This window comes from Paenibacillus algorifonticola, from assembly GCF_000971975.1.
Lineage (GTDB): Bacteria > Bacillota > Bacilli > Paenibacillales > Paenibacillaceae > Pristimantibacillus > Pristimantibacillus algorifonticola.
The window spans coordinates 1-25,628 of the sequence record NZ_LAQO01000060.1 but is presented as its reverse complement, the minus strand read 5'-3'; the positions used below and the strand labels follow the sequence as shown (position 1 = coordinate 25,628).

Here is a 25,628-nt window from a genome sequence, read left to right as displayed (position 1 = left end):
TACGGTACAGACAGCAGCTTGAAGTCGCCTAACCTTTTTTTAATTGTCCTTTACAAGGGGTACATTTTAAACTCTAATGAGTGGCTGCCAGCCCTTTTTCTTTTCAACTGCAGGGTTGTTCAGCGCTAAATTTTCCCCTAGCCGAAGCTGCTGCTGAACTTTTGCTTGCTGCTCCGATGCGTGAGGGAGTGGTACAATGACAGATAAGGAAGCAAACGGTTAACCTATAAAATCAGCTCGGCAGGAGGCATTTTATATATGAATAAATTAGCTGCGAATACAGCCTTAAGCAATGGAGTTGGCTCAGATGTAATTGAGCTGGAATCCGGGCAATGTGTAGTTATACAATGCCATCATGATATCGGTCGTACGTTCATTCGGTCGGTGAGAGGAGAGGGCGTATCCTCCGGCTGTAAAATCTCCTATCGCGGGAAGCTGCTTTCTTTGGGCAGCAACGTAGCAGCTAGGCGGGTTGGATTCAGCTGTTTGGATGAAGGACTTTATGAACGTTTGAAGGTGAGGGAGTATTTGTTATTTTGGGCGGAGCTGCATGGAAAACTTTCCGGGATAGGCGAGCTTTTAAGCCAGATCGGATTGGCGGGAAAGGCCAGCGAACGGATTTCTAAACTGAGCTATTCCGAGAAGCGGCTGCTCGGTTTTGCAAGAAGCATCCTTCATGATCCGAAGCTTTTGATTTGGGAGGACCCTGAGCAAAATCTCGATCTGGAGAGCTGTATGATTGTAAGAAGGATGATAGCGGAGCTGCTTCGCCAAGATAAGGCGATTTTAGTTACGTGCTCGACTTTGGAGCAAGCGCTCTCGATATCGAATCGCATCTTCCGGCTGACGGGAAGCTCGCTTGCCCCAATTATGGTTCAAGAAGCATCGGAATTCAATGAATCTGAGTCCGTTCCCGGCGACGATGAGCCTGAGGCGGCAAGCGGCGAGCAGCAGTGTTCCCCAAGGCTGGCAAAGCTCATGGTAAAAACCGAAGACAAATACGTGTTCCTAGATCCCGGCGAAGTCCATTTTATTGAAAGCATCGAAGGCGTTACGCATCTGTATACGCAGGCCGGCAGCTTTGCTTGTTCATGGACGCTTGCGGAATTGGAGGCGAAGCTCAAGCTGTTCCGATTTTATCGCTGCCACCGTTCCTATATTGTAAATTTAGACCAAATCGCCGAATTGATCGTATGGAGCCGTAACAGCTACAGTCTCGTCCTAAGCGACGATAAAAAATCCAGAATTCCGTTATCCAAGGGGAAGTTTGAAGAGCTGAAGACGATTGTAGGGCTGTAATTCTGCTCCGTTCACCGCCAAAATGGCTGCTTTCAGCGCACAAATGGATCTTTTCATGGGGAATTTGCTGTTTACAGCTCTGTTCACAGCTAAGCTGGGATGGAGCTTTCGGCTACTCATGTCAAGGGAAGGTGTAATCGTCATGGAATCGATCATTGAGGTTAATGACCTCGAAAAGCGGTACAAAAAGAAACAAGCGCTGAACAAGATTAGCTTTCAGGTCCGGCAGGGGGAAATATTCGGCTTCCTCGGTCCTAGCGGCTCCGGCAAAACGACAACGGTGAAAATTCTTACCTCACAGCTGCTCTATACTTCCGGGCGAGTGAAGGTGCTGGGGATCGATCCTGCACGAAGCCGGCCCTCCGAGTTTCTGGGCAAAATAGGTGTGCTTACCGATAACAGCGGCACTTATGAGCGTCTTAGCGTGTATGACAATCTGGCTTTGTTTTGCCGCTTGTATGGCGTGCCGAAACGAAGGATTGAAACCGTTCTTGATGCGGTTAATTTAATCGGCGACAAGCATACGCTGGTCGGACGGCTTTCGAAAGGGATGAAGCAGAGGGTGACGCTGGCAAGGACGATTTTGCATGAGCCGGACATTCTTTTTCTTGATGAGCCCACGTCCGCCTTGGACCCCGTGAATAGCGAGCGTATTCAGAAAACGCTTCGCGAAATGAATCGCCGGGGAACGACGATTTTTTTGACAACGCACAATATGCAGGAAGCGGAAATGCTTTGCGATCGCGTAGCCTTTCTGAATAATGGAGAAATCTCGGCTCTCGACACGCCGCAGGCTCTGCGCCTTCGCTATGGCGACCATTCCATTACCGTGACTACGCCGCTCGGGAAGCAGATTGTTCAACAGGATGAGGTGGGAGCGGGTTTTATACGGGACTTAATAAGAAGGGGAGAACTGTTAGCCATTCATTCCAATGAGCCTACGCTGGGGGATATATTTGTGAAATTGACGGGGAGGGGACTGGAATGACGTTTTCCATACGCCGCTTCAGAGCCATGGTCAAAAAAGAATGGAAGGATGCGATTCGTAATCCGCAAATTTTATTAAATGCGGGAATGCCCATTTTGCTAGCCCTTTTATTTAAACAAAAAGAAGTTGATCCGAGCGACCTGACATTTCTTTCGGTTCCTATACTAGTTGCCATCTCCATTACCGGAGCCTTTGTTCAGGCGAATATGATTGCCGAAGAGAAGGAGAAGAACACCTTACGTTCCCTCATGCTGTCGCCTGCTTCAAAGCTGGAGGTGCTTGCGGGAAAAAGCGCGACGACGACGTTGTTTGCTTTGATTGTCATCGCATCCTGCTTAGCAATTTCCGGTGTGCCCGATGTGAATCTGTTCTTTTTGACGGTATTGGCGATATTGCTGCTGCTTATCTTTATGGCATTGGGTACGGTTATTGGTCTCATCGCGCGAACGGCATCGGAATCTTCGATTGTAGGCCTTCCCCTGCTGCTGCTGTTTATTTTTGGACCGATATTTGTTCCGAGTCTGGGTATGCCTGCCCTAATGAATATCATCCATGTGCTGCCCTCGCAGCAATTTGTGGTGGCGATAACAGAGCTTCTTCAGGATGGGGGACTTTCGGAAATTGGCGGAAATCTTCTCAACCTGATTATGTGGACGGTTCTGTCAGGGGCGCTATGCTTGCTGGTGTACGGAAAAAAACGGTTCGATAAATAAAAGGGAGGAACGGCCATGAATAAAGTAACTAAAAATATTATATTAGGCGCCGCCTTACTCATCGTATGTCTGATTGTGAAGAAGCTGTGGCTGCCTGATGGAATTTGGGGAATTCTGGAGTAGGCAAGGCCAGAATCTGAAAATCACCGGAGCAGCGTGAGGAATAACCCCCGCTGCTTTATTTTTCATACATGCCGATAAGGAATAGAAATTATCGCGGTCTTCATCATCGAATTTGCCCAGTGTCCCTACCCTGACAAATTCATGTCCACCATTCATGTCGAATTCCTCACCATACCTATTGTAGAGCGCGATCATATTGCCATCCCGATTTAACTCCATGTACCCGTAACATTTTCCTTCAGGCGCTTCATTGTAAAGGAGATTCACTTTTATTGACTTCATCTATTAATGGAAGAGCTGGATTAGCCCCAGCTATTGGATAACGATAGGTGGGGAAAACCTCATAAGACTTTGTTTCAATTTTTCCTTTTTTATTTATTACTTGGTTACCATCTTCATCTGTAATAGGGACAACTTCTTAAGGCGGATCATTATCGGTAATACCTGAACAGTATATTGGGATCTTTTCGCCTGCGGAAAGCTCGTCCAACTTTGAAAATAACTTCATAAAATGTTTGAAGTTTATTCCATAATAGTTATCAACTGTACGATTGACCTCGCTGTCTGTAACTACAAGCAATAACGCAACCTCCTCGGAAGTCTTAGTATTGTCAACGGCTCCTACGGAAGCCGTTAAATTCTTAGCGAATGCTACAGAAGGATTTCTTAATAAGGGTTTGTTGCCCTTGGCAAAACTATATTTTTGGAACTGATGTAAAGGCTTTATCAATAAGAATTAGCATGGTAAAATAAACGTTTCTAACCATGTTGTCACAAGATGATTGAACAGCTTTAATCAGCAGCATGTCATTGTTCTCATAAAAGTAATCCCGTAGAAATCACATGAAGTGAGCCTCTTCGAACGAAACTTATATCTAAGTTAAGTATGGTCTACAAATATAATTCCTAAGGAGTCATGTCCATTGGCTGTACCCTTGAGTAAATTGACAAAAATACCCCGGATTCTAATCAAAACACCAACCCATCAACAAAGAATATTGAGAATGAATGGACTGTCTGCCATTGAATCTTGCACACGTACTGAAGGCGCCACTGGCACGTTGTTTCTAGAAGACCATATGCTCTTATTCGTAATGGAAGGGATGTATACCGTACGGTTTGGAACCGAGGTGCATACGGTAAACAAGCATGAAATGGTGCTGATCCATAAATCCATTGCGTTCCAATATGAAAAAAGCGGGGAACCGAACTTCGATTATGTACTCAACTATATGATGTTCTTCTTAAAAGACGAATTAATTAACGAGTTTATGAAACTAGCAGATTATACTCCTACTTCAGTAGCTAGGACACCGGCTCCGGTATCTGTACATACGATTGATGATAGACTCTTCAGCTATCTAGAATCATTGAAACCGTATTTCAATGAACCGGAACGGATTAGAGATGGGTTGGTTAAGGTGAAGTTATTAGAATTATTATTTGGCATAGCCGATAGAAATGATATTTTCCTGTCTGAGCTTGCTCAGATTAAGCGCCAAGAACGAAAAAGCATCAAGGACGTCGTTGATGCGAATATCACAAATCCCGTAACCTTGCATGATCTCGCCTACTTATCTGGCCGAAGCCTTTCCTCCTTCAAACGTGATTTTAAAGCGATCTATAATACTTCTCCGCTCCAGTGGATACGAAATCGCCGATTGGATAAAGCACAAGAAATGCTAATCCATTCGTCCTTATCCGTAACTGAAATTTGCTTCTCAACGGGTTTTGAGAACGTCTCACACTTCTCCAAAGTGTTTAAGCTGAGATTTGGAATCCCACCTTCCGCACTCAAACAACCGCCAAAGCTCTGATGATCTTAACCCTGAGCTGAATGAACAACGGATTTGGACCTCCAAACAAAGTATAGTGTGCATTCATCTGGTACATTTATACATGTCAACCAGACGAAGTCTGGTCCTATAAAATCCAAGGAGGAAAAAACATGCCTGACTCTAACCTTCGGCAGGATTCTGCTGCCACCCCTATCGCGTCACTGAAAGGTCATCATATCGCCATCCGTGTGCCAGACTACGAGGCTGCAAAGAGCTGGTACGTGGAGAAGCTGGGCTTCCGTGTCATTCAAGAATGGCCGTTTGGAGACCTGCACCTTGCTTATGTCGCTCCGCCCCATGACGACTCTTTTTACTTTGAGATTATTGGAGACGGAGAGGTAAATGACGCTCCCATTTACCATGATATTAACAGCAGTATGTATAAAGCCGGTCATCATCACCTCTGCATGACCGTGAACGACGTGGATGAAGCGATTGCGTATTTGGATTCAAAAGGGGTCACCATCATCGGGGTGCCCTTTAACTTGGAGGCCATCCATCGCCGCCTCGCATTTTTCACCGATCCGTGGGGGAATTTATTCGAATTGGCTCAGGTGATAGATTAATAAATCCAGATGATTCATCTCTTTTCAAGTATTATCCTCATACGAAAAGAAACGATTGTGCATGCTCGCAGAAAACCCACCCTGGCTATTTAGCCTAAAGGTGGGTTTTCTGCGAGCATAGAGGTGCTTTCACTGCTAGCGAATGGGTCTGCCTGCTGAAGCAACCGCTAAGGCTATATTTTAAATTGGGCCATTTTGTCGAGCAGTTCTTGAACCATATGGCTTAGCGCATCGGCGGAAGAAGCGATCTCCTCCATAGTGCAAGTTGTTCTTCGGATGCGGCGGCTACGCTATGGGTATTGCCCGATGTCTCTTGTGCGATGTGAGCCAGCTGCGAAATCGTCGTAGTAATCTGTTCGGAGCTTGCCGATATTTGCTGGACAGAAGCGGACACCTCTTGAATTTGGCTATTAACGTCGGTCATTTCTGATGTAATGGCTGCGAATAACTCGCCGCTCTCTGCCGCCGATTTCACGCCCGCTTCAACTTCCAAGCTGCTCTTGGCCATTGCTGCAGCAGCCTCAGCAGTATCATGTCTAATCCCATCAATCAGCCCGCTGACCTGTTCAGCCGCATGCTGCGTCTGTTCGGCGAGCTTGCGCACCTCTGAGGCAACGACAGCGAAGCCTTTTCCTTGTTCACCGACCATAATGAATTTCTATAGGTGGACAAAAAAACTGCAAAAAGCGCAGGTTTCGGGCTAATTCCGCCTTAAAACCTGCGCTTTTTTTCGTGAAATGAACCTGCCGAGCTCAATGGGGAAGTTCACCGCAGATTAAAACCCTTTCGGGACAACCCCTTCACAATGAGCCTCTATTTTACTGGAGACTATTTAACTACTGCTTCAGCTGGAGCGATAGAAGGAACAGGAATGGGTTCCGCAACGGCTGGTTGATTATCACTAGCTGCCTCAGATGGAGCAGTGAAAGGAACAAGAGCGGGCTCTGTTACGGCTGCTTGACTTTCACTAGCCTCGTCAGCTGGAGCGACAGAAGGAACAGGAATGGGTTCCGCAACGGCTGGTTGAACATCACTAGCTGCCTCAGATGGAGCAGTGAAAGGAACAAGAGCGGGCTCAGTTACGGCTGCTTGACTTTCACTAGCCTCGTCAGCTGGAGCGACAGAAGGAACAGGAATGGGTTCCGTAACGGCTGGTTGATTATCACTAGCTGTCTCAGATGGAGCGATAGAAGGCACCGGTTCCGCTGATGAGTTGGCCGTGTGGTTTTCGGCGTTGGCCGTTTTATCCTCAGCTACCTTGGGCGTATTGCCTGATGCCCATACCGCAGCGGATGTGCTGATTACAGCTACCGCAAATACCGCTGTAATGGATAGAAAAATGGTTTTTTTGCTCAGGTTCTTAACATTTAGCATCAGAATTAATCTCCTTTTTAATTGTTTTCCGTCACCGGATAAAGAGGCGCCAAGCTGTACGGGAATATTTTTTGATCCTGCTATTACGTTTAAAAGGGTTTGCCCGTAACGTAAGCGCTCGGCATGGGACATGCCTTTGACCACCTCTTCATCGCAGGACAGCTCGCTCCATGTATGAATGTCCTTACGAAGGATATGAACCAAAGGATTAAACCAATGTAAAGCGCTGGCTCCTAGCGTAAAAGCTTTAACCCATATATCCTTGCGTTTCAGATGAATCAGCTCATGACGGATAATCATGCTCATGTCTACGTTTGTGGTACTAACCATAGGGAGATAAATGACAGGCTTCCAAAGCCCAACAAGAATGGGACTCTGAATGGAGGAGCTATAAGCAAGCCGGACCTTGCTTTTAAGTCCAAGAGCCTGCTTAATCAGGTAAAGCTGGTTAACCGCCTCGCTGTTTAATGGGACGGCAGTACTCGTATTTGCCAGTTGCTTTAAAAATCTACGGTAACAATACGTCTGCCAAGCTGCAAAAGCTACAACTCCGATTGCCCATATGGCTATTACAAAAAAGGCTGCGTTTGTTGAAATCGTCAATTCCGGAAAGAGCGGCTCAGGTTTGAAGCTCAATAATGCTCCGGGCTGGGCATGCTGTACGATCGAAGCAGATTCATTCATGCTGGAATCGTTTATCTTACGGAATGGGACCATTCGCGAAATCCACTGAATAATAAGAACGACGGGGAATAAATACAATCCTACCGCCATTTTGTTAATCACGTAACGCCACTTCGTAGGCCAAATCGCGGTGGATAAGTGCTGTGCTAACCAAATAAATGTGACAACAACAGTTCCAGCTACGGTTAGGCTAGACATCAATGCAAAAAGGCTATTCATATGCAGCACCTACTTTTCCGACAGCCATTTTTTAAGTTCCGCAATATCCTCGTCAGATAGCTTATCGCCATCGTACAAAGCCGAAACCATGTTCTTGACAGAGCCTTGATATAAGCCATCCAAGACGTGCTGTGTCCCTATTAGCCTGTAATCCTCGGCCGAAATAAGCGGCTCGTATTTATTGATCCGTCCATGCCTTGTAGTAGTCAGCGCCCCTTTCTCGACCAGACGTGAGAGGAAAGTGGAAATAGTCTGTGCCTTCCATTCCTTTCCTCTTAGGGCAAACATGCTTAGAAGCTCAGTAGATGTGACTGGCGGGGTGCACTCCCAAATCACCTCCATTAGCTCTAATTCCGTATCCGACAACTTTTGAATCTGGTTCACTGTGAACACCTCTTTACTTCGTTATGCGTCCATAACGAGCTTATTTACTACATGATGTAGTAAAAAAACCTACTACACTTTGTAGTAGGTTGTCAAGTTAGAGGATGGGATATTCCAGCAAATACAAAGAAACGCCTTATTAACAAAGGACCAGCTATGATACAAAAGACTTCTACCGGCCTAGCTCTGTATTTCAACCATTGCATGTTGTAAGTGCTTGCTGCATGTAAGAAGTATATTCACCACTAACATGAAAATAAGAAGGAAGTAGAATGGGACAACAGTTTTTAATTATGACGCCCTTAAGTTGACTTGCTTATTGGTCAGAGTGTGAAATAAAAATAACCTCCATTCGTTATGTAAAACGTAAGGAGGTTATTTTTATTCTTATATTACTGATCTTTCATATTTTCTTGTACTTCGTCCAATTGCTGCTCCAGAAGCTCTAACTGCTCTTTATTTTGCTGGACGGTGTCCATGTGTCCGTAATGTTGCTCTGCGTTATCTAGCGCATTTTTTGCATGTGATATTGAATCGCATGCTTGCTCAACTGTTTGCTCTTCCGGATAAGACATTGCTTGCTTCACCGCATGATTTGCCTTTTGGACAGAGTTACTGAGCAAAGTGCTTGGATGATCCTCTTTCCAACTTGTGTCTGTGTGCTTAGCCAAGTGTGCTTCTTCCCCCTCTCGATTAGATCAAGTTGTCCACACTATAGTTTTGTAAAATATCCGGTAAAATATGCATGGATTGCAGCTAACGAACAGACATATGAGCTATTAGTATGATGAAGCCGGAAACTAAAGTTCCGAACCAAGCGTGCGCTCGTATGGCTTCGATACATCGTACAGTCCTCTGTACACATAGAAGGTTGGTCAGCCCCTCTCTCTCACCACAGGCGGATATGAGGATGAGTTGACTTCCCTTGTCGAAGACGAGCTCAGCAGATTAAACTCCTCCGTCGATTGATATCACAATGACGTTAAAGCTTTGTCTCCTGTTTGTAGGATGAGGGCAAAGCTTTTTTTATTGCAATCGGGGGGTATATCCTCTACAATTTCAATGTGATTGTAATTGAGAAAAGATATCAATAAAAGAGGCAGGGACGTTGCTTATGCTCGTGGCGGAGATCGGTCGCTGGATCCTTCAACCGTCGGAGAATGCGACAGGCATCGTCACGGTCGTCATCGGAGCGCCTTATTTTTGGTATTTGATGACAATAACGAGAGGCTAGGAGGTTGCTGACAGTGGGTTACGCCTACGAGGAGCTGGCTCAATATTTCGCCGATACGCCGCTTGCGCTGTACGGCGTATACCGAACGCAGCTTGAAGCGAACCGGATCTACGGCGGTCATGTGGACAAGCCGACGGCAAAGTGCGGCGTCATTATCGCGCTGGACGGGGAAGCGGAGTTTATATTCGACGAGGAGGAGCGTTACCTGCTAGCGCCGGGCAAGGTGCTGATCGGCGGCGCGGGCAGGCGGCTTGAGATTCTTTCGGGCGAACAAGGATTCCGGTATTGCCTGGCTCATTATTTACCCATCGGGTCCGACCTGGACAAGGATAACGAGGTCATTGGACAGGAGGGGCGCCCCGCTGGAGGAGCAGCCGGGAGGCAGCCCCGGGATATTGCCGTACTGGAGGCCGCGCTTGCACCCGATCTCCTTCGGCTCGTCGATGGACTAATCGAGGCGGATTCCTCCCCGGATTTCATGAGTCTGCTGGAGAAGAAGTCGATTTTCTATCAGATCGTCGCCAAGCTATTGCAATCGGAGCGGCATGGGCAGAATAAGGAAAGTTATCCGGTGATCGAGGATGCCGTTCTGTATATCCAGACGCACTTCATGGAGTCCATCACGCTTGCGATGCTTGCCGAGCGATATAAGCTGAAGTCCAAGTATTTCTCGCATTTGTTCACCAAGTATACGGGGACGGGGCCCATCGACTATCTGATTCACTACCGGATGAACAAGGCGCAGGAGTGGCTGCAGACGAAGCAATTCACGGTGTCCGCCGTCGCTCGCAGTGTCGGATACGCGGATCCATATTATTTCAGCAGGTTGTTCAAAAAATATAAAGGAATCGCTCCCAGTCAGGTCGGGCTGAGCAGCAGGGAGCTAGAACGCTGACGCGAAACGCCTATCGTGGAAATCGTCCATCCCTTGAGTGGGAATCTCTCCATTCTCATCTAGTGCTCATGATGGTACTGTTTTAATCATGAATGAGAATTGTTATCGGTGTAGGTAACAGAAAAGAGGATGCTAGTCATGTATAGAAAGTCGAGAAAAACAAGTTGCGCCGCGATCGTCGGATTGCTGAGCCTGATCCTGTTCTTGAGCGCTTGCTCCGGCAATGCGGGATCGAATAACGGAGGGGCGCCAAGCCCGTTACCAAGCCCGTCGCCGAGCACCGATGGCGGGCAGGAGCAGGCTGTGGCATTCCCGCGCACCATCGAGGCCGCGAACGGAAGCGTCGTCATCGAGAAGCAGCCGGAGCGCATCGCCGTGGTTCACTGGGGATACATCGAATCGATTCTGCTCTTCGACCTGAAGACTGTGGGACTCGCGTTGCCGTTCACGAAGGAGAACTCCTCGCTTGAATCGGACAACTACAAGCCTTTTGTCGACAAGATTGACGAAGTAGTTGTTGTAGGCGAGAACACGACGGTTAACATGGAGAGTCTGCTGGAGTACTCGCCGGATCTCATCATCGCCGGCAGCGCGATTAACGCCGAAGTAACCGATCAACTGGAGAAAATCGCCACGACGGTTGTTGTCGATGAAGCTCAGACCGACGTGTGGACCAACTGGCCGGCGCTCGTCACGAAGTTTGGTGAAATTCTGGGCCAAGAGGATGTGGCGACGGACTTCATCGCTGGATTCGAGAACAAGATCAAGGACGCTAAGGAAAAGCTGGCCGACGTAGATGGCAACGTTGCGTTCCTGCAAATCCGGGATAAAGTAGCCTACTTGGGCGGAACGAAAACGTTGACGCCGTATTACGAGAAGGGGCTCGGCCTTAAGGCGCCGGATGATTCCGTTATGGAGCAAGGCGCAGAGATGTCGCTGGAAGGGCTGGCCGAGCTGAATCCGGACTACCTGTTCCTCGGTTACTTTAACTACAATAATCCTTCTATGGCTGCTGTCTCCGACGAATGGGAGAAGAGCGAGGTATGGAAGAAGCTGAAAGCCGTCGAGAGCGGTCAAGTGTATGGCTTCAATGGTGCGCTCGGTATGGGCTACGGCCCGATCGGCCAGAGCTACGGCATCGATGCGGTAGTCGAGGCACTCGACAAGTAAATCGCGAATCATCGAATGGGCTTCCTCCTTTGGGGGAAGCTTTTTTTGGGTATAGAGGGGGAGGATGATAGGCATTATCTTGTTCACGATTTCCTTAGGCGGGCAACAAAGCTGCAAAAAGCGCAGGTTTCGGGCTAATTCTGCCCAAAAACCTACGCTTTATTCATGAAACGATTCCTGTCTAGCTCAATGGAGATGTTCACCGCAAAGTAAACCACTGTTGGGCCAGCCCCTTCACCCATAAGCACCCGATTAAATAAAGACTATTTAACTTCTGTCTCAGACGGAGCGGTGAAAGGAACAGGAGCAGGAACAGGTTCCGTCACGGCCGCTTGATTTTCACTAGCCGCATCAGCTGAAGCGGTCGAAGACACCGGTGCAGCTTCCGCCTTGGCTGCTTGATTTTCAATGGACTCATTAGCCGGAGTGGTGGAAGGCGACGGTTCCGCTGATGAGCTGGCCGTTTGCTTTTCAGCGCTGGCCGTGTTATGTTCGACTACTTTAGGCGTATTGCCTGATGCCCATACCGCAGCAGATGTGCTAATTACAGCTACCGCAAATACTGCTGTAACAGATAGAAAAATGGTTTTTTTGCTCAGATTCTTTACATTAAGCATCAGAGATAATCTCCTTTTTAATTGTTTTCCGTCACCGGATAAAGAGGCGCCAAGGTGTACGGGAATATTTCTTGATTCTGCAATTACGTTTAAAATCGTTTGCCCATAACGTATGCGCTCGGCATGGGACATGCCTTTGACCACTTCTTCATCGCAGGACAGCTCGCTCCATGTATGAATATCCTTACGAAGAATATGAACCAAAGGATTAAACCAATGCAAGGCGCTCGCTCCTAGCGTAAACGCTTTAACCCATAAATCCTTGCGTTGCAGATGAATCAGCTCATGACGGATTATCATGCTCATGTCTACGTTTGCGGTACTCTCCATAGGTAGATAAATGACAGGCTTCCAAAGGCCGACAAGAATAGGACTCTGAATGGAGGTGCTATAAGCAAGCTGGACTTTGCTTTTAAGTCCAAGAGTCTGCTTAATTAGGTAAAGCTGTTTAACCGCCTCGCTGTTTAATGGGACGGCGGTGCTCGTATGTGTCAGCTGCTTTAAAAATCTACGGTAACAATACAACTGCCACGCTGCAAAAGTGATAGCTCCAATTGCCCAGACGCCTATGATAAAAAGGGCAGCATTTGTTGAAATGGTCCATTCCGGGAAGATTGGCTCAGGTTTGAGGCTCAATAATTGTCCGGGCTGGGCATGCTTTACCATCGAAGCAGATTCGTTCATGCCGGGAGCATTTGGCGTATGGAATGGAACAATTCGCGAAATCCACTGAATGACAAGAACGACGGGGAAAAGATACGGCCCTACCGCCATTTTAATAATTACGTACCGCCACTTCGTAGACCAAATCTTGGCGGAAAAATGCTGTGATAACCGATTACAAGCGACAACGACACTTCCAGCTACGGTTAGGGTAAACAGAAATGCAAAAAGAGTGTTCATATGCAGCCCCTACTTTTCCGACAGCCATTTTTTCAGTTCTGCAATATCTTCGTCTGATAGCTTGTCGCCATCGTACAGAGCCGAAATCATGTTTTTGACGGAGCCTTGATATAAGCCATCCAGAACGTGCTGCGTCCCCATTAGCTTGTAATCCTCGGCCGAAATAAGCGGTTCGTATTTATTGATCCGTCCATGCCTCGTGGTAGTGAGTGCCCCTTTTTCGACCAGTCGTGAGAGGAAGGTGGAAATGGTCTGTGCTTTCCATTCCTTTCCCCTTAGGGCAAACATGCTCAGAAGCTCAGTAGATGTGACTGGCGGCGTGCACGCCCAAATAACCTCCATCAGCTCCAATTCAGTATCCGATAACTTTTGAACCTGGTTCACTGTGAACACCTCTTTACTTCGTTATGCGTCCATAACGAGCTCTTTTACTACAATTTGTAGTGGGTTGTCAAGTTAAATGAAAGGGGAAGCTAGGCTGCATAACGAAACGGAATGCCCGCTGGCGGCCTGCCATTTCCATGCAAGGCATTGCTTTTGTTGCTATGAGGCTTGATAACAAGGAATCCTTGAAAGCTATAATGGTTTAATCGGCACACATATTTCGCAAAAATCATTGTTAAGCATTTCACCGATGTATCTTTCTAAAATCGGTTTGTTGTCCATTTGGTATCCGGTCTTTTGTAAGTATGGAAAAATCTCATTCCATGCTCTTTGAATAGCTTCCGCTGTATGTTTGATTGTGCAAATAACATACGTTCCACCATCAAGTTCGCTTTCGCTAATTAATTCATCATCAAGATAATCCTTTGAAATGACAATACATGCATCATATCTACAGTTTTCTGGTAGTGTTGTTTCAGGGTTATCTTGTGGCACTCCGAGCAGGATTGTCGATTCAGTAAGAAGATTTTTCCTCTTAGCCCATTGTTTCAGCTTCTCCATTGCTTGAGAATTGGCAGGACCATATGAACCAACTTGTCGCACATAGGCAATACGGTATTTAGGCAGTGTTTCAATTTTAATATCCATCATTTTTTTCCTTTCTCAAATAGAATTGAATACATTTGGAATGCTATCATGATATAAAATTATATTCATTATTTTTTTGGAAATAATGAATTCTCCTATTCAATAATAAGGATATCTCAGAAGCGAAGTACCGGTCTGCGCTTGTCATCGCATTGACCAACGGAATCCGGCCGTCATGAAGAACGAGTTCCCTGTATTTGGATGATGTTTGTCTTACCTATCTAAGGTAGCTCGCCTTGATTTTATATTTCACTAATGTTATATTACATCTGTGTAATATAAAGGGGTGATAAACCATGAATCGTCTTTCCAACGTTGAATTTATGCTGCTGCAAATTATCGCGGAGTCCAAGCAAGCTTCGGGATACCAAATCAATAAGCTCATAGAGCTTAGAGGCTACAGGGAATGGGCGAATATAGGTACTACTTCCATCTACGCCGGATTGCAGAAACTGAAAGACAAACGACTGATTCGAGCCGAGGATTCCGTCCATAAGTCTGGCAAAGGGCCTTTGCCGTCCGAATATGTCATGATGGAAGCCGGTATAGAAACATTAAGGAAGGAAATCATCGTAAGCCTAACTTCCGCGCGGGAACGGGATATTCGTTTCGATCTCGGACTCGCAGCTCTCCCTTTTATAGAGAACAATGAAGCCGTGGAAGCCTTGAAGAAACGGCAGAGCTTTCTTGAGGAGGCCTTGAGAAACATAGGGCAAAAATATGAATCACAAGGCGGCTATCGGTTGCCGTTGCACGTTAGGGCTCTTTTTCTTCACCCGATGAGTCTTATCGAAAATGAAAAGACATTTGTCGCAAGTCTGATCTGCGAACTAACAGGGGAAGTGGAGGGGCATGCACATGATGATTGAAGGTTTTACTCTTTTTCAGGGAGAACACTGCGAGACGACCGCGATGGGCAATCTCCTTCAACATGAAGGTATTCGATTATCGGAGCCGATGTTGTTCGGTATTGGGCAAGGTTTGGGGTTCATATATTGGGATTCGAAGGCAATGGACTTTCCTTTTATCGGAGGGAGGGTGAAGCCTGATGAACTGTCTGCCTGCCTGGCATCCCGGCTCAATTTGAACATCAAGGTGCAAGAAACCTCGTCTGTCACAAAAGCATGGCAGAACGTGCAAAGCTGCATAGACCGGGGAATTCCTGTCGGTCTTAAATTAGATTCGTATTATTTAGATTATTTTACGAACAAAATACACTTTGCAGGCCATTATGCGGTCATATATGGAATGGATGATGAATACGCCTATATGGCAGACACAAGCCAACAAGGCGGACTCGTGACAACGCGATTGTCGAATTTGAGCATGGCAAGAAACGCAAAGGGGCCCATGAGCTCCAAAAATCGCTCCTTTACGATCGAGCACACGGGCAGCCTTCCGCCGCTTGTACCCACCATACGATCATCCCTTATCAACAATGCTCATGACTATTTGAACCCGCCTATCCGCAATATCGGGAATAAAGGAATCAAAAAAATGAGCGAAGAAATTCTAAAATGGCCATCTAGAAGCAAGGATTTAGAGAAAGATCTATGTTTGACTGCCTTATTAATGGAAAGGGCGGGGACTGGGGGCGCCTTATTTCGAAACCTGTATCGAGATTTTCTAAAAGAGTGCGTGGAGTTGATCGGTGATTCTAAAATAGAGCAGGCATACTTTCAGTTTGCGGAAATCGCGCCGATGTGGAACGGGGTTACCGCATCAATTGATAATGCGGGAAGAACCGGAAATCAACAGGAGCTAAGACGTGCAGCCGAGCTTTTAGTCGACATTGCGGAGAGAGAACGATTAGCCATGGAGTTATTATCGAAAATTTAACTTTTTCATTGGTTTCACAGCTCAACCCATTTTGAAGCGACATTAGAGATAGACGCAAATAACCGCCAGCAGGCTGCAAATCATAGTGTTGCAGCCCCAGCGGTACACTGCTCTTCCCTTTATATCTTTTCACTTCTTCAAGGTTAATTCGGGAACATCGCTACTATGCTTAATCAAAGCTTCCTGCAGCAAATCCAGTACCTGCACTACGGTATATCCTTTTCCCTCGCCCAAAGGCTTAAGCAAAACCATCCCTAGATAAAGCAAATCATCGAATTCTTTAAGCTGGTTGTTAAATGTGAATTGATGAGCAACAAATACTTGATTGAATCCTTGCTTAGGGACTACTTCTAACAATTGAGGCAAATGATTCTTCTGGATAAGCTGAGGTTCAATTTGAATATTTTTCTCGCTGAAAGCAATTTCCGCCGTTTGCCTCGCCCGGTTGATCGGACTGGCGCTAACCGGCAGTTGTATGGGGATCTTTCTTGCAGAAAGTAGCTCACCCAATTTCCTAGCTTGCTCTTGGCCTGATTGACTCAACATAACCTCATCATCAACAGTACTTTCGGGCTTCGCATGTCTAAAATAGAGGTTAAATCCTCCTTGGAGAAGCAGCGAAAAGGGATCGCTTATAGTTTGCAGCAATTTCTTTAGCGCCCACCCGGTTTTGGATAAACCAGGTTGCAGGGGCAGCAGATTTTGCTGCTGAAGCAGATTTTCCATCAACGCGTGACTACTTTGCGCCGCCTCAATTCCTAGCGCCTCCGTTGTTATTTCCACAATTGAGCTTCCAGCAACAGTCCAGACCTCAATACTTTCTTTCACACCATTCCATTCTCCTTGATATTTTTGCGCTGTGATCGGGCCATACATATTTGATAACTTCTTGCATAAATGATTTTATTTTTATATGCTTCCTAATACAAGGCTGCATATTATACTGCGGTTCCGGCGTTACCGCTAGTGAGATAGGAATCAACGGCCGGCACAAAAATAGACGAGGAAAGTGAATGAGGATATGGTTAAAGCAGTCGATAGTCCCTCCTAAAATATAAAATATAAAATTTTAGGAGGGTAATAAATGATTTTCAATCTGATTGATATTGATAATTGGAGCAGAAAACCTTATTTTGAACATTATTTAAACCATGTCAGATGTACCTACAGCATGACCGCCGATATTGACATCACCCTGCTGCGGGCAGAACTAAAGTGCATGGGGATTAAGTTATATCCAGCCTTGATCTATATGATTACGACGGTGGTTAATCGCCACTGCGAATTCCGAACTTGCTTTGATTCGGAGGGACGGTTGGGCATTTGGGATCGTATGTCTCCCAGCTTCACCATATTTCATGAGGAGGATAAGACTTTCTCAAGTATTTGGACTCCGTTCAGCGAGGAGTTCCAAACGTTCTATGATCGTTACCTTCAAGAGACAGAAACGTACAAGAATGCGAAGCAGTTATTCCCTGTTACGAACGAACCTCCGAACACTTTCCCAATTTCCAGTATCCCTTGGGTTAGCTTTACTGGATTTAACCTGAATGTCTACACCGGGGGAACTTATTTGCTGCCCATATTTACTATGGGAAAATACCATTGGCAGGACAAAAAGATACTGCTGCCTTTATCGGTACAATGCCATCATGCCGTTTGCGACGGTTACCATGCCAGCTTAATATTTAATGAGCTTCAAGAATTGGCGGCGGGTTGTAAGAGCTGGCTGGCAGGTAAATGATCGTACAAAAAAACGTGCAACAGGCTGCAAACAGAGATGTTGCAGCCTGTTGCTGCCTATCCATCTTCGCATGCCAGCTACAATCCACATGAGTTAGCCTGACCGAGACTGGAGTAAAGCATGTTTTACTTGTTTTAAAATTATTGAGCTAGCATTACAAGCGCTATCGTTGCTCACTGGGCGATGGGGCGCTTTTTTTTATAGGCATAATGAGGGAGGGGGACAATATTGAGTATCACTTGGAAATAGAGGCTTGAAAATGCGAACAGCCATGTGATACCTTTATACTTATCGTTAAAAACAAGCACCTGCTCCTTCTCGAAACCGCTGATCGTATCCTCTTTGACTTTCTGGAGCTTGACACGGGAAGCGAGGTCGGTATGCAATAATCATCGCTGAACGGGCAGGGTAGTTGAATAACTTCCAGGAGGGTAGCGATGAAATTTGGCGAAGCCATAGCCTCACGAGCGATTTTGGGTCTCTAGTTTCTTGTTTGTAGAGGATATTTTCACACCCGCTTTTTATATACCCTCATCGCAAAGAAATAGGCTGCGAGCAAAATCCCGACGCACCACGCAAGAGCGACCCAGATATCATTGCCCACCGGCTGACCTGACAGCAGCGCACGGATGGCTTCCACTATCGAGGTCACCGGCTGGTTTTCGGCAAAGGCGCGAACGATCGACGGCATCGACTCGGTCGGTACAAACGCCGAGCTGATAAACGGCAGGAAGATAAGTGGATAGGAAAACGCGCTTGCGCCTTCCACCGATTTTGCGGACAGTCCGGCAATCGCCGCGACCCATGTCAAAGCCAGCGTAAACAGCACGAGTATACCGGCTACGGCAAGCCAAGGCAGCACCCCTGACGACGAGCGAAAGCCCATAATGAGCGCTACGAGAATGATGACGATAACAGAAATGACGTTGGATACCACCGAGGTCAGCACATGCCCCCATAGCACGGCGGAACGCGAAATCGGCATGGAGTGGAACCGCTCAATTATGCCCCGTTGCTTATCCAAAAACAGGCGGTAAGACGTATAGGCTACACCGCTAGCAATAGCAATAAGCAGTATGCCAGGCAACAGGTAATTCACATAGTTATCCGTTCCGGTTTGGATTGCGCCGCCAAACACATAGACGAACAGCAGCATCATCGCAATCGGAGTGATGCAGACCGTGACGATGGTGTCCATGCTGCGGGAAATATGGCGCATGGAACGTCCAAGCATAACTCCCATATCGCTGAAAAAGTGTTTTTTTGCCGCCTCCATTTACTTTGCCTCCTTTTTGCCGATGATTGCGAGGAATATTTCCTCCAATGTCGGTTGTTTTTCAACATACTCCACCTTTGAGGATGGGAACAGCTTTTTTAGCTCGGAGAGCGTGCCGCTGGCGATAATCCTGCCCTCGTGCAGAATGGCAATTCGGTCGGCAAGCTGCTCAGCTTCCTCTAAATACTGCGTGGTCAGGAATACTGTCGTGCCGCTGCCCGCAAGCTCCTTTACAATCTTCCAAACCTCGATACGTGCCTCGGGGTCAAGCCCAGTGGTTGGCTCGTCGAGGAAAATGATCTGCGGTTTCCCAACAAGGCTTAAGGCGATGTCGAGCCTGCGGCGCATACCACCCGAATAAGTAGACACCCTGCGGTCGGCGGCGTCTGTCAGGCCGAAGCGTTTAAGCAAATCGTCCGCAACCTGAAGCGGATTTTTGAGGTATCGTAGCTTGGCGATCATGATAAGATTTTCTCGTCCGGTCAAAATTTCGTCCACGGCGGCAAATTGCCCGGTCAGACTGATCGCCTGCCGCACATTGTCGGGTTTTGTTGCAACATCGAATCCGTTTACGGTGGCGGTTCCGCTGTCTTTTTTGAGCAGCGTGGTGAGGATTTTGACAACTGTTGTTTTGCCCGCCCCGTTGGAGCCGAGCAGGGCGAAAATACTGCCTTTTTCCACCTCGAAATCTACGCCCTTAAGGACTTGTAGCTGCTTGTAGGACTTTTGCAGGCCAATCACTTGAATCGACTTGTTTTGCATATTTTTCCCTCCTTATATAACCGTAACTTTTGACAAATCGGCATCCATGCCTTTAAGGGCGGCATAGGTCAACTTATCCATCATCGCCCCGTCAAAGCAGATGGTTTTGATAGCACGGTAATATTTTTTGGACAAAGTAAAGCCAGTAAGGAACGAAACATTTTTGAATATCGCGCCTTTAAACGAAACTTCGTTCAGCGCCGACTTGTCAAACTTGACGCCTATGAAGGTCTGCCCGTCAAATTGCTGCCCTCGCAGATCCGAATATTTGAAGTCCACTCCGTTAAAGATACATTTATCAAAGATTGTTTTTCTAAGGTCGGTCATGGTTAACTTGACGTCAGTTAGTTTTACATCTATGAATTTTGCTCCGTCCAGACCCGATTTGCTGATGTTGGTACGTACAAGGATGGGCTTATGGAAGCTCGAATCCGTAAGGTCAATGGCAGATAGGTTGCAGTCAGTCAGATTTGCATTGTCAAAAATGGCTTCACGCACATCGCTGCTCGCAAATGTGCTGCCCGTCAAGTCAGCGTTCGAAAAGTCGGATCCTCGCAGTGCGCTCCCTGAAAAATTCCCTTTATGCGCAATAACACCAGCAAAGTCGCTCTTAGATAGATTGCTTGCGCTAAAGTTTGTTACCACCTGCCGCTCCAGCGAGCGGGAGAGGTTAGCGACCTCTTGTACCGTTTCCTCAATGTCGCCGATGCTTTCAATGGTCATCTGAAAAGCGGTTTCATCGTCCTTGCCTTCGGCTTTGAGTTCACGGAACTTCTCCTGCAAGTCGGAGAGCAGGTCGGTCTTTAATTCGGCGACGCTTTTTACCCCATCGTACGGTGCGAAAACGCCGTTCAAGTAGTTGTTCAATTTCTCATTCATAATATCAAATCTCCTTATAATAAGTTTTCAAGCACGCGCTTTGCGTACTCCCAGTTGCTTTTGTTGCGGGCGTAAGTCGCCTTCCCCTTTTCGGTAATCCTAAAATATTTACGCCGTCCACCCTGAGATTCATCACCCCAATACCACTCGATATCACCGTCCACTTCAAGCCGACGGACGCTGGAGTACATCGTGGCTTCCTTTAATTCATACTCACCGCCCGAGCGCTCAGCAATCAGCTTGACAATCTCGTACCCGTAGCGGTCAGCTTCAGATAAGAGCCGTAAAATCATCGTATCGGTATGTCCGCGCAGCAGGTCGGATGTAATTTTGTTCTCGCTCATATAATCACCCCCGCATTTGTATAATACGACACAGTACCTTGACTGTCAAGGTAGTATTTTAGTTTTAATACTTTGCTTGAAAAACATGATATATGAATAGCTGTATCTAGCGGATTCATTAACCTCCCTCGAAATGATTCAGTTTCCTCACTCAGACTCATGAATTCGCAGGATTTCATCCTTAGTTAAATTGAATAAAAGGATGATCGGGGGAGCCGACGGCTCGGAGATGGAGAATTAGGCATGCAGAAATAAAGGTGAATAAAGATCACCCATATTGTTCCATAATTCGCACGTCTCCACTTCGCCTTAGTGATTCTCACTCCCATATCTCAACGGGTCATAGCCCTTTCATTCCTTCGTCACATCTTAACTAAGGGGTGGAGGTCGGTCTTTCTAACGGAACGGGTCATAGCCCTTTTGTTTAACGTCTCCCGATACTCCGTGCTTCTTGTCATCCTGCGAATGCTTGAGCTGGTGAGGATCGATTGTGTTTATGCTGCTCGTGTGAATACCTTGATCGGTTCGTAAGTTGTATTGTTCTTAGCAAGAGCTACAAGCATTCTAGCTACTTTTCCGCATAATTTCATGATGGACTTCATCTTCTTCAGCTTTTTTTCCTCCACATTGTAATGGTGTGACGCTCGAATTTCCAGATTGGTCATGACCATACTCATCGTCATGAGGTAAAGAAAATGACGTAAACGTGGCCGCCCTCGTTTGCTGAGCACCATCTTTCCTCGCCATTTCCCGGAGCTAGCTTCAGCTAGATTTAAACCGGCATGACGCAGCAAAGCATTACCGTGTGTATAACCGCTCAGATCACCAGCCTCACCGAGTACGCCAGCTAGATTCGTTATATTGACACCTCGTATTTCAAGCAGCTTCTGTGCGTAAGGAATACGTTCAAGAATGAGCTGGAGCTCGTGCTTGATTTGTTCAAGTTGGCGATTAGCCAGGTCATATTCTTCAAGCAATTGCCCAAGATGAAGCTTGTACGCGTGGAGCGCCTGAGTAGTGCCCACACTGGATCTTGCAAGTGAAATGAGAAGTTCGGCACGTTTAACTCCAGCATGACGCTTCACAAATTGCTTCCAACCGTCAAGGACCTGTTCCGTGTTTAACCGACTGATCTCTTGCGGTAGAGGGAAGAGCCTGAGCGTCGCTATTGCACTGGTGCAGGTGAGGATTTTAAAAACCTGCCGAAGCTCAGGAAAGACAATGTCTACCCAGCGATGAATCTGATTAACCGCACTGTTGAGGCGCTTGGTAACGGTTTCTCGGTTTGCCATTAGAATACGCAGCTCCTCGTAAGCTTCAGCATGAAAACGAACAGGAGAGTAGTAACCGTTTTTGACCATGTCTGCAATGACAAGTGCATCTTTGTGGTCACTTTTAGACGGTGTATTATCCCGATTTTCCTTGTTCTTTTTGACGAGATGAGGATTAACTAGAACGGCCTCAATGCCTTGATCGACAAGCCAATGTGCTAGGCTGAACCAGTAGTGACCAGTGGGCTCCATGCCAACTATGACGCTGCTAAGTTTGTAGGATTTGAGTAGATCTTGAATCCAGCGTTCGAACAGATCGAACCCTTCACGATGGTTACCGAACTCGAGTGGAGTTCCCAGAGCAATCCCGCGAAAGCTGACAGCGCGTGCCACATGGGCTTCTTGGGCGATGTCTACGCCTATGACCAGGTGATGAAAGGTAATGTTTTCAATGAGTTGATTTTGTTTGTCTTGTGCCTTAAACTTCATAGTAGAGCGACCTCCTGATGGGCTTTTTGAGGCAATGACCTCGTGCGTAACCCCATCTTACCGAGGCGCTCGTTTTTGTTCAAACGCCAAATTATTCGTATTACAGGAATTCTAACGGGTACGATAGCATTCAGCTGTTTTGCAAACAACAATCAACAACCTGCAAACAACAGCAACCACTTACTGCAATTGCCTCGAAAAGGATCAAAGCTGCAAATAGTATTGTTGAAGCTGATTCAATTGAAGCTCTAATAAGAGCCCGGATTTCATGAAACGCCATATCGGGGGAATTAGTAGTATAATGAAGTTGTCTTTTGTATCATTTCATATATATTTAAGTTATTGAATCACATCGAACCGAATGGCTATCTATCTTTTTAATAAGGGGTAAGTGAAATAGATAATGGATAATTTTAATTTCTCTTCAATCATGGAAGATCAAACGAATTCATTGCCAGAGCAAATAGCGAATCATATATTGAAAAAAATATTTATAGGCGAATTAGTACAGGGTACTCGACTGATTGAAACCAATATAGCGAAAGAATTGAATGTAAGTAACATTCCGGTTCGAGAGTCCTTCTATATTTTGCAAAATACTGGTGTTGTGGAACGGCTGCCTAGAAAAGGTGTGCATGTGAAAGCTATTTCTAAACAAGAGATGGATGATTATACAGATGCATTAGTTGAGCTATTTAAACTAGGAATTGATTTTTCAAAATCAAAGTGGGACGAAGAAAAATATGCGCATCTTAAGCAGTATTTAATCGGGGCGCAAGAGGCACTCCTGCAAAAAAACATTTTAGAATACGTTGTTAACGTTCATCGATTATGTGGGTATGTATTTCAAGTGGCTGAAAATAGAGCATTTGGCAAGTTTTACTCCGACATTACTTTTATTACAAATGCGTATTCCCAAATGAAATGGGGAGATGTTGAAAAAACCAAAAGCCGCTATATCTACTTGGAAGAAATGGTCCACGCCATCGTCCAATCGGATTTTGAGAAAGCGAAGGAGGCATTTGAAATCCTTACGAGACAATCTTTAAATATATAGAATAAAGCAAAACAAAGAGACAGCCTCCAAGGTGGGGACTGTCTCTTTCTGCTCAATAGCTTAGTTAGCCATTACGCCGCCATCAACAATTAATTCGGTGCCCGTAATGAATTTGGATTCATCTGATGCAAGGAAAAGGGCCGCATAGGCGATATCAATAGGATCACCAAAGTGACCTAGTGGTGTTTTATTCAAGTAGTATTGTTTCGCAGCTTTCATGTCTTCCGTTTCCAGAACGGCGGACATGGGAGTTCTAATTTGACCAGGGCAAACAACGTTTGAACGTACATTATCTTTGCCATAGTCTACAGCGATATTTTTAGACATGCCGATCAGACCTGCTTTAGCAGCGCCGTAGCCTGTACCGCCTTGTCCACCAACTAGACCGCCGATAGAAGAAATAGTTACGATTGAACCGCCGCCATCTTTAATCATTTCAGGAATGGCATATTTGCTTCCTAGAAATGCACCTTTTAAGTTAATGGCTAAAAGCTTATCCCACTCATCTGGATCATGGTCGGCAGCTTTCGCTATGAACGGACCAGCAACTCCTGCCGTATTTACTAAGACATTAACTTTGCCGTATGTTTCAACAGCCGTTTTGACAGCAATTTCCCAATCTGCAGGAGAAGAAATATTTAATTTAACAGCAATTGCATCTCCACCGTTAGCTTTAATCTCATTAATGATAGCTTGAAGACCTTCTACGTTCATATCGCCGCCAATTACTTTAGCACCTTCTTTGGCAAATAAACGAGCTTGCTCCGCTCCCATACCACTGCCTGCGCCAGTAATAATCGCTACTTTACCTGATAATCTTCCCATGAGGACGCCTCCATTATTGTGTTAAGTATCGTCAAGAAATAATATATAATATATTATTTTCTCACTCATATTATATATAATATATTATATTGTGTCCAATAATGAACGCGTCTGTTTTTTAAGTTGTGAGAGATTTGGGAAAAGTAGAGTAGGGAAAAACGCAAGTAAATTCATGGCGGTGAATTTACAGGTGAGATCCGCCGCTTGCATCAATTAATTGTCCAGTTATCCAACGGCTGTCCGATGAGGCAAGAAAGGCGGCGATATCCGCAACATCCTCTGGCTCTCCCCACCGCTTGAAGGTTGAAAGAGCAGCGGCCATTTTCTGTCCGTGGGGATCTTGCAGCGTTCCGGCATTCATCTCCGTATTAATTATGCCAGGCTGGATGGCGTTCACCGTAATAGAACGGCTTCCAAGCTGCTGAGCCAAGGCAAGCGTCAGAGTGTCTATGGCACCCTTCGACATGCTGTAGGTGAAAACACTAGGGGAGGCAACACGTGTAACAAACGATGAGATATTAATAATACGGCCTCCATCTTTCAGGCGCGGCAAAGCTTGCTGGGTAACAAAAAGCGGTGCTTTGACATTTATGTTCATGACCTCATCAAAGGATTGTTCAGTTGCTTCCTCTAAGGTTGCAATTTGACCAATTCCAGCGTTATTCACAAGAATATCAAACCGATTATTGCCTGTACGTTTTAGAAGGGTTTCATCCAATGCCTCATATAAATCATGAATGCCGTTAAGGGTTTTTAAATCAGCGCCGATTGCGAAGGCTGCACCTCCACTTTGCTCAATCTGATGAACGACTTCCACTGCATCCATTTGTTTGCTTCCATAATGTACGGCGACGATTGCGCCCTCTTGTGCCAGACGTAATGCAATGCTACGACCGATCCCACGGCTTGCCCCGGTTACTAAAGCGATTTTATCCTTCAATTGACTCATGACTTCATCTCCTTGTGTAGAATTCAAGGTTAGTTATATCACAAAGTGGATTTTGAAATATTGCTCTCTTATTCTCGAAGCTAAACTGGATCGGCTACACTAAGTTGGACAGAAAAAATAAGGGCTTGTAGAATAAACCTATCATGTTAAGGAG

Annotated in this window: 28 protein-coding genes and 2 pseudogenes; 12 read left to right on the top strand and 18 right to left on the bottom strand. The window is 46.0% G+C overall.

Translation table 11 applies throughout. The features are described from left to right. Positions 1-258 precede the first annotated feature (258 nt). The 3 genes from WH37_RS32055 to WH37_RS32045 all read left to right on the top strand — a co-directional run bounded on the left by WH37_RS32055 (position 259) and on the right by WH37_RS32045 (position 3,000). Positions 259-1,299, top strand: a complete 1,041-nt coding sequence (locus WH37_RS32055) for a LytTR family transcriptional regulator DNA-binding domain-containing protein (RefSeq protein ID WP_046234730.1) — start codon at positions 259-261, stop codon at positions 1,297-1,299. Between the two features lie 142 nt (positions 1,300-1,441). Beyond that, positions 1,442-2,287: an ABC transporter ATP-binding protein gene (locus tag WH37_RS32050; RefSeq protein WP_046234736.1), complete on the top strand. Its 846-nt coding sequence runs from the start codon at positions 1,442-1,444 to the stop codon at positions 2,285-2,287. Continuing rightward, positions 2,284-3,000, top strand: a complete 717-nt coding sequence (locus tag WH37_RS32045) for an ABC transporter permease (protein ID WP_046234729.1) — start codon at positions 2,284-2,286, stop codon at positions 2,998-3,000. Before WH37_RS32050 ends, WH37_RS32045 begins: the two co-directional genes overlap by 4 nt. Before the next feature lie 198 nt (positions 3,001-3,198). Here the strand turns inward: WH37_RS32045 and WH37_RS36845 are convergent. Then, positions 3,199-3,405, bottom strand: a pseudogene (locus WH37_RS36845) (hypothetical protein); the annotation flags it as partial. 136 nt (positions 3,406-3,541) lie between these two features. Continuing rightward, a complete protein-coding gene (locus tag WH37_RS35860; RefSeq protein ID WP_156182428.1) occupies positions 3,542-3,703 on the bottom strand; it encodes a toprim domain-containing protein in 162 nt (53 codons plus the stop codon). Between the two features lie 343 nt (positions 3,704-4,046). Here WH37_RS35860 and WH37_RS32035 point away from each other — a divergent pair, with 343 nt between their 5' ends. Continuing rightward, positions 4,047-4,940, top strand: coding sequence for a helix-turn-helix domain-containing protein (locus WH37_RS32035; protein ID WP_052737397.1), 894 nt, complete (start codon positions 4,047-4,049; stop codon positions 4,938-4,940). A 131-nt stretch (positions 4,941-5,071) separates the two neighbouring features. After that, the gene (locus tag WH37_RS32030; protein ID WP_046234727.1) at positions 5,072-5,527 is read left to right on the top strand and encodes a VOC family protein; all 456 of its coding nucleotides are present in this window, start codon (positions 5,072-5,074) and stop codon (positions 5,525-5,527) included. Positions 5,528-5,750: 223 nt separating this feature from the next. Here the strand turns inward: WH37_RS32030 and WH37_RS32025 are convergent, their stop codons facing one another. The 4 genes from WH37_RS32025 to WH37_RS32010 form a co-directional block, all read right to left on the bottom strand. Next, the gene (locus WH37_RS32025) at positions 5,751-6,176 is read right to left on the bottom strand and encodes a methyl-accepting chemotaxis protein (protein WP_046234726.1); all 426 of its coding nucleotides are present in this window, start codon (positions 6,174-6,176) and stop codon (positions 5,751-5,753) included. Positions 6,177-6,355: 179 nt separating this feature from the next. Continuing rightward, positions 6,356-7,783 carry a M56 family metallopeptidase gene (locus tag WH37_RS32020; RefSeq protein ID WP_231594457.1) on the bottom strand — a complete coding sequence of 476 codons (1,428 nt, stop codon included), beginning with the start codon at positions 7,781-7,783 and terminating at the stop codon, positions 6,356-6,358. Positions 7,784-7,813: 30 nt separating this feature from the next. Continuing rightward, positions 7,814-8,188: a BlaI/MecI/CopY family transcriptional regulator gene (locus WH37_RS32015; protein WP_046234725.1), complete on the bottom strand. Its 375-nt coding sequence runs from the start codon at positions 8,186-8,188 to the stop codon at positions 7,814-7,816. Between the two features lie 392 nt (positions 8,189-8,580). Beyond that, complete coding sequence (locus tag WH37_RS32010; RefSeq protein WP_046234724.1) at positions 8,581-8,859, bottom strand: DUF2564 family protein; 279 nt, start codon at positions 8,857-8,859, stop codon at positions 8,581-8,583. A gap of 428 nt (positions 8,860-9,287) precedes the next feature. Between WH37_RS32010 and WH37_RS35855 the strand changes: the two are divergent. Both WH37_RS35855 and WH37_RS32005 read left to right on the top strand, forming a co-directional pair. Further along, positions 9,288-9,422: pseudogene (locus WH37_RS35855) on the top strand (iron chelate uptake ABC transporter family permease subunit); the annotation flags it as partial. Positions 9,423-9,435: 13 nt separating this feature from the next. Continuing rightward, positions 9,436-10,317 (top strand): helix-turn-helix transcriptional regulator, encoded by an 882-nt coding sequence (locus WH37_RS32005; protein ID WP_046234723.1) that lies wholly within the window; start codon positions 9,436-9,438, stop codon positions 10,315-10,317. A gap of 86 nt (positions 10,318-10,403) precedes the next feature. Here the strand turns inward: WH37_RS32005 and WH37_RS36840 are convergent, their stop codons facing one another. Beyond that, positions 10,404-10,667: a hypothetical protein gene (locus tag WH37_RS36840; RefSeq protein WP_231594456.1), complete on the bottom strand. Its 264-nt coding sequence runs from the start codon at positions 10,665-10,667 to the stop codon at positions 10,404-10,406. Between the two features lie 25 nt (positions 10,668-10,692). On the opposite strand from WH37_RS36840, the gene WH37_RS32000 reads away from it, so the two are divergent. Next, the gene (locus WH37_RS32000) at positions 10,693-11,487 is read left to right on the top strand and encodes an ABC transporter substrate-binding protein (protein WP_231594455.1); all 795 of its coding nucleotides are present in this window, start codon (positions 10,693-10,695) and stop codon (positions 11,485-11,487) included. A gap of 263 nt (positions 11,488-11,750) precedes the next feature. On the opposite strand, the gene WH37_RS31995 is transcribed toward WH37_RS32000, so the two are convergent. From WH37_RS31995 to WH37_RS31985, 3 genes are all read right to left on the bottom strand, one after another. After that, positions 11,751-13,007 carry a M56 family metallopeptidase gene (locus WH37_RS31995; protein WP_046234721.1) on the bottom strand — a complete coding sequence of 419 codons (1,257 nt, stop codon included), beginning with the start codon at positions 13,005-13,007 and terminating at the stop codon, positions 11,751-11,753. Positions 13,008-13,016: 9 nt separating this feature from the next. After that, positions 13,017-13,391 carry a BlaI/MecI/CopY family transcriptional regulator gene (locus tag WH37_RS31990; RefSeq protein ID WP_046234720.1) on the bottom strand — a complete coding sequence of 125 codons (375 nt, stop codon included), beginning with the start codon at positions 13,389-13,391 and terminating at the stop codon, positions 13,017-13,019. 192 nt (positions 13,392-13,583) lie between these two features. Continuing rightward, positions 13,584-14,039, bottom strand: coding sequence for an AraC family transcriptional regulator (locus tag WH37_RS31985; protein WP_046234733.1), 456 nt, complete (start codon positions 14,037-14,039; stop codon positions 13,584-13,586). A gap of 296 nt (positions 14,040-14,335) precedes the next feature. Between WH37_RS31985 and WH37_RS31980 the strand changes: the two genes are divergently transcribed. Both WH37_RS31980 and WH37_RS31975 read left to right on the top strand, forming a co-directional pair. Continuing rightward, the gene (locus WH37_RS31980) at positions 14,336-14,908 is read left to right on the top strand and encodes a helix-turn-helix transcriptional regulator (RefSeq protein WP_046234719.1); all 573 of its coding nucleotides are present in this window, start codon (positions 14,336-14,338) and stop codon (positions 14,906-14,908) included. Further along, positions 14,892-15,878, top strand: coding sequence for a BtrH N-terminal domain-containing protein (locus tag WH37_RS31975; protein ID WP_046234718.1), 987 nt, complete (start codon positions 14,892-14,894; stop codon positions 15,876-15,878). The genes WH37_RS31980 and WH37_RS31975 overlap by 17 nt, the downstream gene beginning before the upstream one ends. Positions 15,879-16,007: 129 nt before the next feature. Here WH37_RS31975 and WH37_RS31970 read toward each other — a convergent pair whose 3' ends face one another. Further along, positions 16,008-16,754 (bottom strand): histidine phosphatase family protein, encoded by a 747-nt coding sequence (locus WH37_RS31970; RefSeq protein ID WP_052737391.1) that lies wholly within the window; start codon positions 16,752-16,754, stop codon positions 16,008-16,010. A gap of 208 nt (positions 16,755-16,962) precedes the next feature. On the opposite strand from WH37_RS31970, the gene catA reads away from it, so the two are divergent. After that, positions 16,963-17,622 (top strand): type A chloramphenicol O-acetyltransferase, encoded by a 660-nt coding sequence (catA, locus tag WH37_RS31965; RefSeq protein WP_046234717.1) that lies wholly within the window; start codon positions 16,963-16,965, stop codon positions 17,620-17,622. 508 nt (positions 17,623-18,130) lie between these two features. Here catA and WH37_RS31955 read toward each other — a convergent pair. From WH37_RS31955 to WH37_RS31935, 5 genes are all read right to left on the bottom strand, one after another. Next, entirely contained in the window at positions 18,131-18,898 is a 768-nt protein-coding gene (locus tag WH37_RS31955) for an ABC transporter permease (RefSeq protein ID WP_046234715.1), read from the bottom strand. Further along, complete coding sequence (locus WH37_RS31950) at positions 18,899-19,660, bottom strand: ABC transporter ATP-binding protein (RefSeq protein WP_046234714.1); 762 nt, start codon at positions 19,658-19,660, stop codon at positions 18,899-18,901. A 12-nt stretch (positions 19,661-19,672) separates the two neighbouring features. After that, positions 19,673-20,539 carry a pentapeptide repeat-containing protein gene (locus tag WH37_RS31945; protein ID WP_046234713.1) on the bottom strand — a complete coding sequence of 289 codons (867 nt, stop codon included), beginning with the start codon at positions 20,537-20,539 and terminating at the stop codon, positions 19,673-19,675. Between the two features lie 14 nt (positions 20,540-20,553). Then, positions 20,554-20,883, bottom strand: a complete 330-nt coding sequence (locus tag WH37_RS31940) for a PadR family transcriptional regulator (protein ID WP_046234712.1) — start codon at positions 20,881-20,883, stop codon at positions 20,554-20,556. A gap of 494 nt (positions 20,884-21,377) precedes the next feature. After that, entirely contained in the window at positions 21,378-22,643 is a 1,266-nt protein-coding gene (locus WH37_RS31935) for an IS110 family RNA-guided transposase (RefSeq protein WP_046234711.1), read from the bottom strand. A 403-nt stretch (positions 22,644-23,046) separates the two neighbouring features. On the opposite strand from WH37_RS31935, the gene WH37_RS34085 reads away from it, so the two are divergent. Continuing rightward, a complete protein-coding gene (locus WH37_RS34085; RefSeq protein WP_052737390.1) occupies positions 23,047-23,700 on the top strand; it encodes a GntR family transcriptional regulator in 654 nt (217 codons plus the stop codon). 60 nt (positions 23,701-23,760) lie between these two features. On the opposite strand, the gene WH37_RS31925 is transcribed toward WH37_RS34085, so the two are convergent. Both WH37_RS31925 and WH37_RS31920 read right to left on the bottom strand, forming a co-directional pair. Continuing rightward, positions 23,761-24,525, bottom strand: a complete 765-nt coding sequence (locus WH37_RS31925) for an SDR family NAD(P)-dependent oxidoreductase (protein WP_046234710.1) — start codon at positions 24,523-24,525, stop codon at positions 23,761-23,763. 184 nt (positions 24,526-24,709) lie between these two features. Then, a complete protein-coding gene (locus WH37_RS31920; protein WP_046234709.1) occupies positions 24,710-25,474 on the bottom strand; it encodes an SDR family oxidoreductase in 765 nt (254 codons plus the stop codon). Between the last annotated feature and the right edge of the window lie 154 nt (positions 25,475-25,628).

Bases quoted from the DNA above. Each gene is read 5' to 3' on its own strand.
- WH37_RS32055 (WP_046234730.1), top strand. From the start codon at position 259: ATGAATAAATTAGCTGCGAATACAGCCTTAAGCAATGGAGTTGGCTCA.
- WH37_RS32050 (WP_046234736.1), top strand. From the start codon at position 1,442: ATGGAATCGATCATTGAGGTTAATGACCTCGAAAAGCGGTACAAAAAG.
- WH37_RS32045 (WP_046234729.1), top strand. From the start codon at position 2,284: ATGACGTTTTCCATACGCCGCTTCAGAGCCATGGTCAAAAAAGAATGG.
- WH37_RS32030 (WP_046234727.1), top strand. From the start codon at position 5,072: ATGCCTGACTCTAACCTTCGGCAGGATTCTGCTGCCACCCCTATCGCG.
- WH37_RS32025 (WP_046234726.1), bottom strand. From the start codon at position 6,176: ATGGTCGGTGAACAAGGAAAAGGCTTCGCTGTCGTTGCCTCAGAGGTG.
- WH37_RS32020 (WP_231594457.1), bottom strand. From the start codon at position 7,783: ATGTCTAGCCTAACCGTAGCTGGAACTGTTGTTGTCACATTTATTTGG.
- WH37_RS36840 (WP_231594456.1), bottom strand. From the start codon at position 10,667: ATGACGACGCTTCCGTTCGCGGCCTCGATGGTGCGCGGGAATGCCACA.
- WH37_RS31995 (WP_046234721.1), bottom strand. From the start codon at position 13,007: ATGAACACTCTTTTTGCATTTCTGTTTACCCTAACCGTAGCTGGAAGT.
- WH37_RS31985 (WP_046234733.1), bottom strand. From the start codon at position 14,039: ATGGATATTAAAATTGAAACACTGCCTAAATACCGTATTGCCTATGTG.
- WH37_RS31980 (WP_046234719.1), top strand. From the start codon at position 14,336: ATGAATCGTCTTTCCAACGTTGAATTTATGCTGCTGCAAATTATCGCG.
- WH37_RS31975 (WP_046234718.1), top strand. From the start codon at position 14,892: ATGCACATGATGATTGAAGGTTTTACTCTTTTTCAGGGAGAACACTGC.
- WH37_RS31970 (WP_052737391.1), bottom strand. From the start codon at position 16,754: ATGTATGGCCCGATCACAGCGCAAAAATATCAAGGAGAATGGAATGGT.
- catA (WP_046234717.1), top strand. From the start codon at position 16,963: ATGATTTTCAATCTGATTGATATTGATAATTGGAGCAGAAAACCTTAT.
- WH37_RS31955 (WP_046234715.1), bottom strand. From the start codon at position 18,898: ATGGAGGCGGCAAAAAAACACTTTTTCAGCGATATGGGAGTTATGCTT.
- WH37_RS31950 (WP_046234714.1), bottom strand. From the start codon at position 19,660: ATGCAAAACAAGTCGATTCAAGTGATTGGCCTGCAAAAGTCCTACAAG.
- WH37_RS31945 (WP_046234713.1), bottom strand. From the start codon at position 20,539: ATGAATGAGAAATTGAACAACTACTTGAACGGCGTTTTCGCACCGTAC.
- WH37_RS31940 (WP_046234712.1), bottom strand. From the start codon at position 20,883: ATGAGCGAGAACAAAATTACATCCGACCTGCTGCGCGGACATACCGAT.
- WH37_RS31935 (WP_046234711.1), bottom strand. From the start codon at position 22,643: ATGAAGTTTAAGGCACAAGACAAACAAAATCAACTCATTGAAAACATT.
- WH37_RS34085 (WP_052737390.1), top strand. From the start codon at position 23,047: ATGGATAATTTTAATTTCTCTTCAATCATGGAAGATCAAACGAATTCA.
- WH37_RS31925 (WP_046234710.1), bottom strand. From the start codon at position 24,525: ATGGGAAGATTATCAGGTAAAGTAGCGATTATTACTGGCGCAGGCAGT.
- WH37_RS31920 (WP_046234709.1), bottom strand. From the start codon at position 25,474: ATGAGTCAATTGAAGGATAAAATCGCTTTAGTAACCGGGGCAAGCCGT.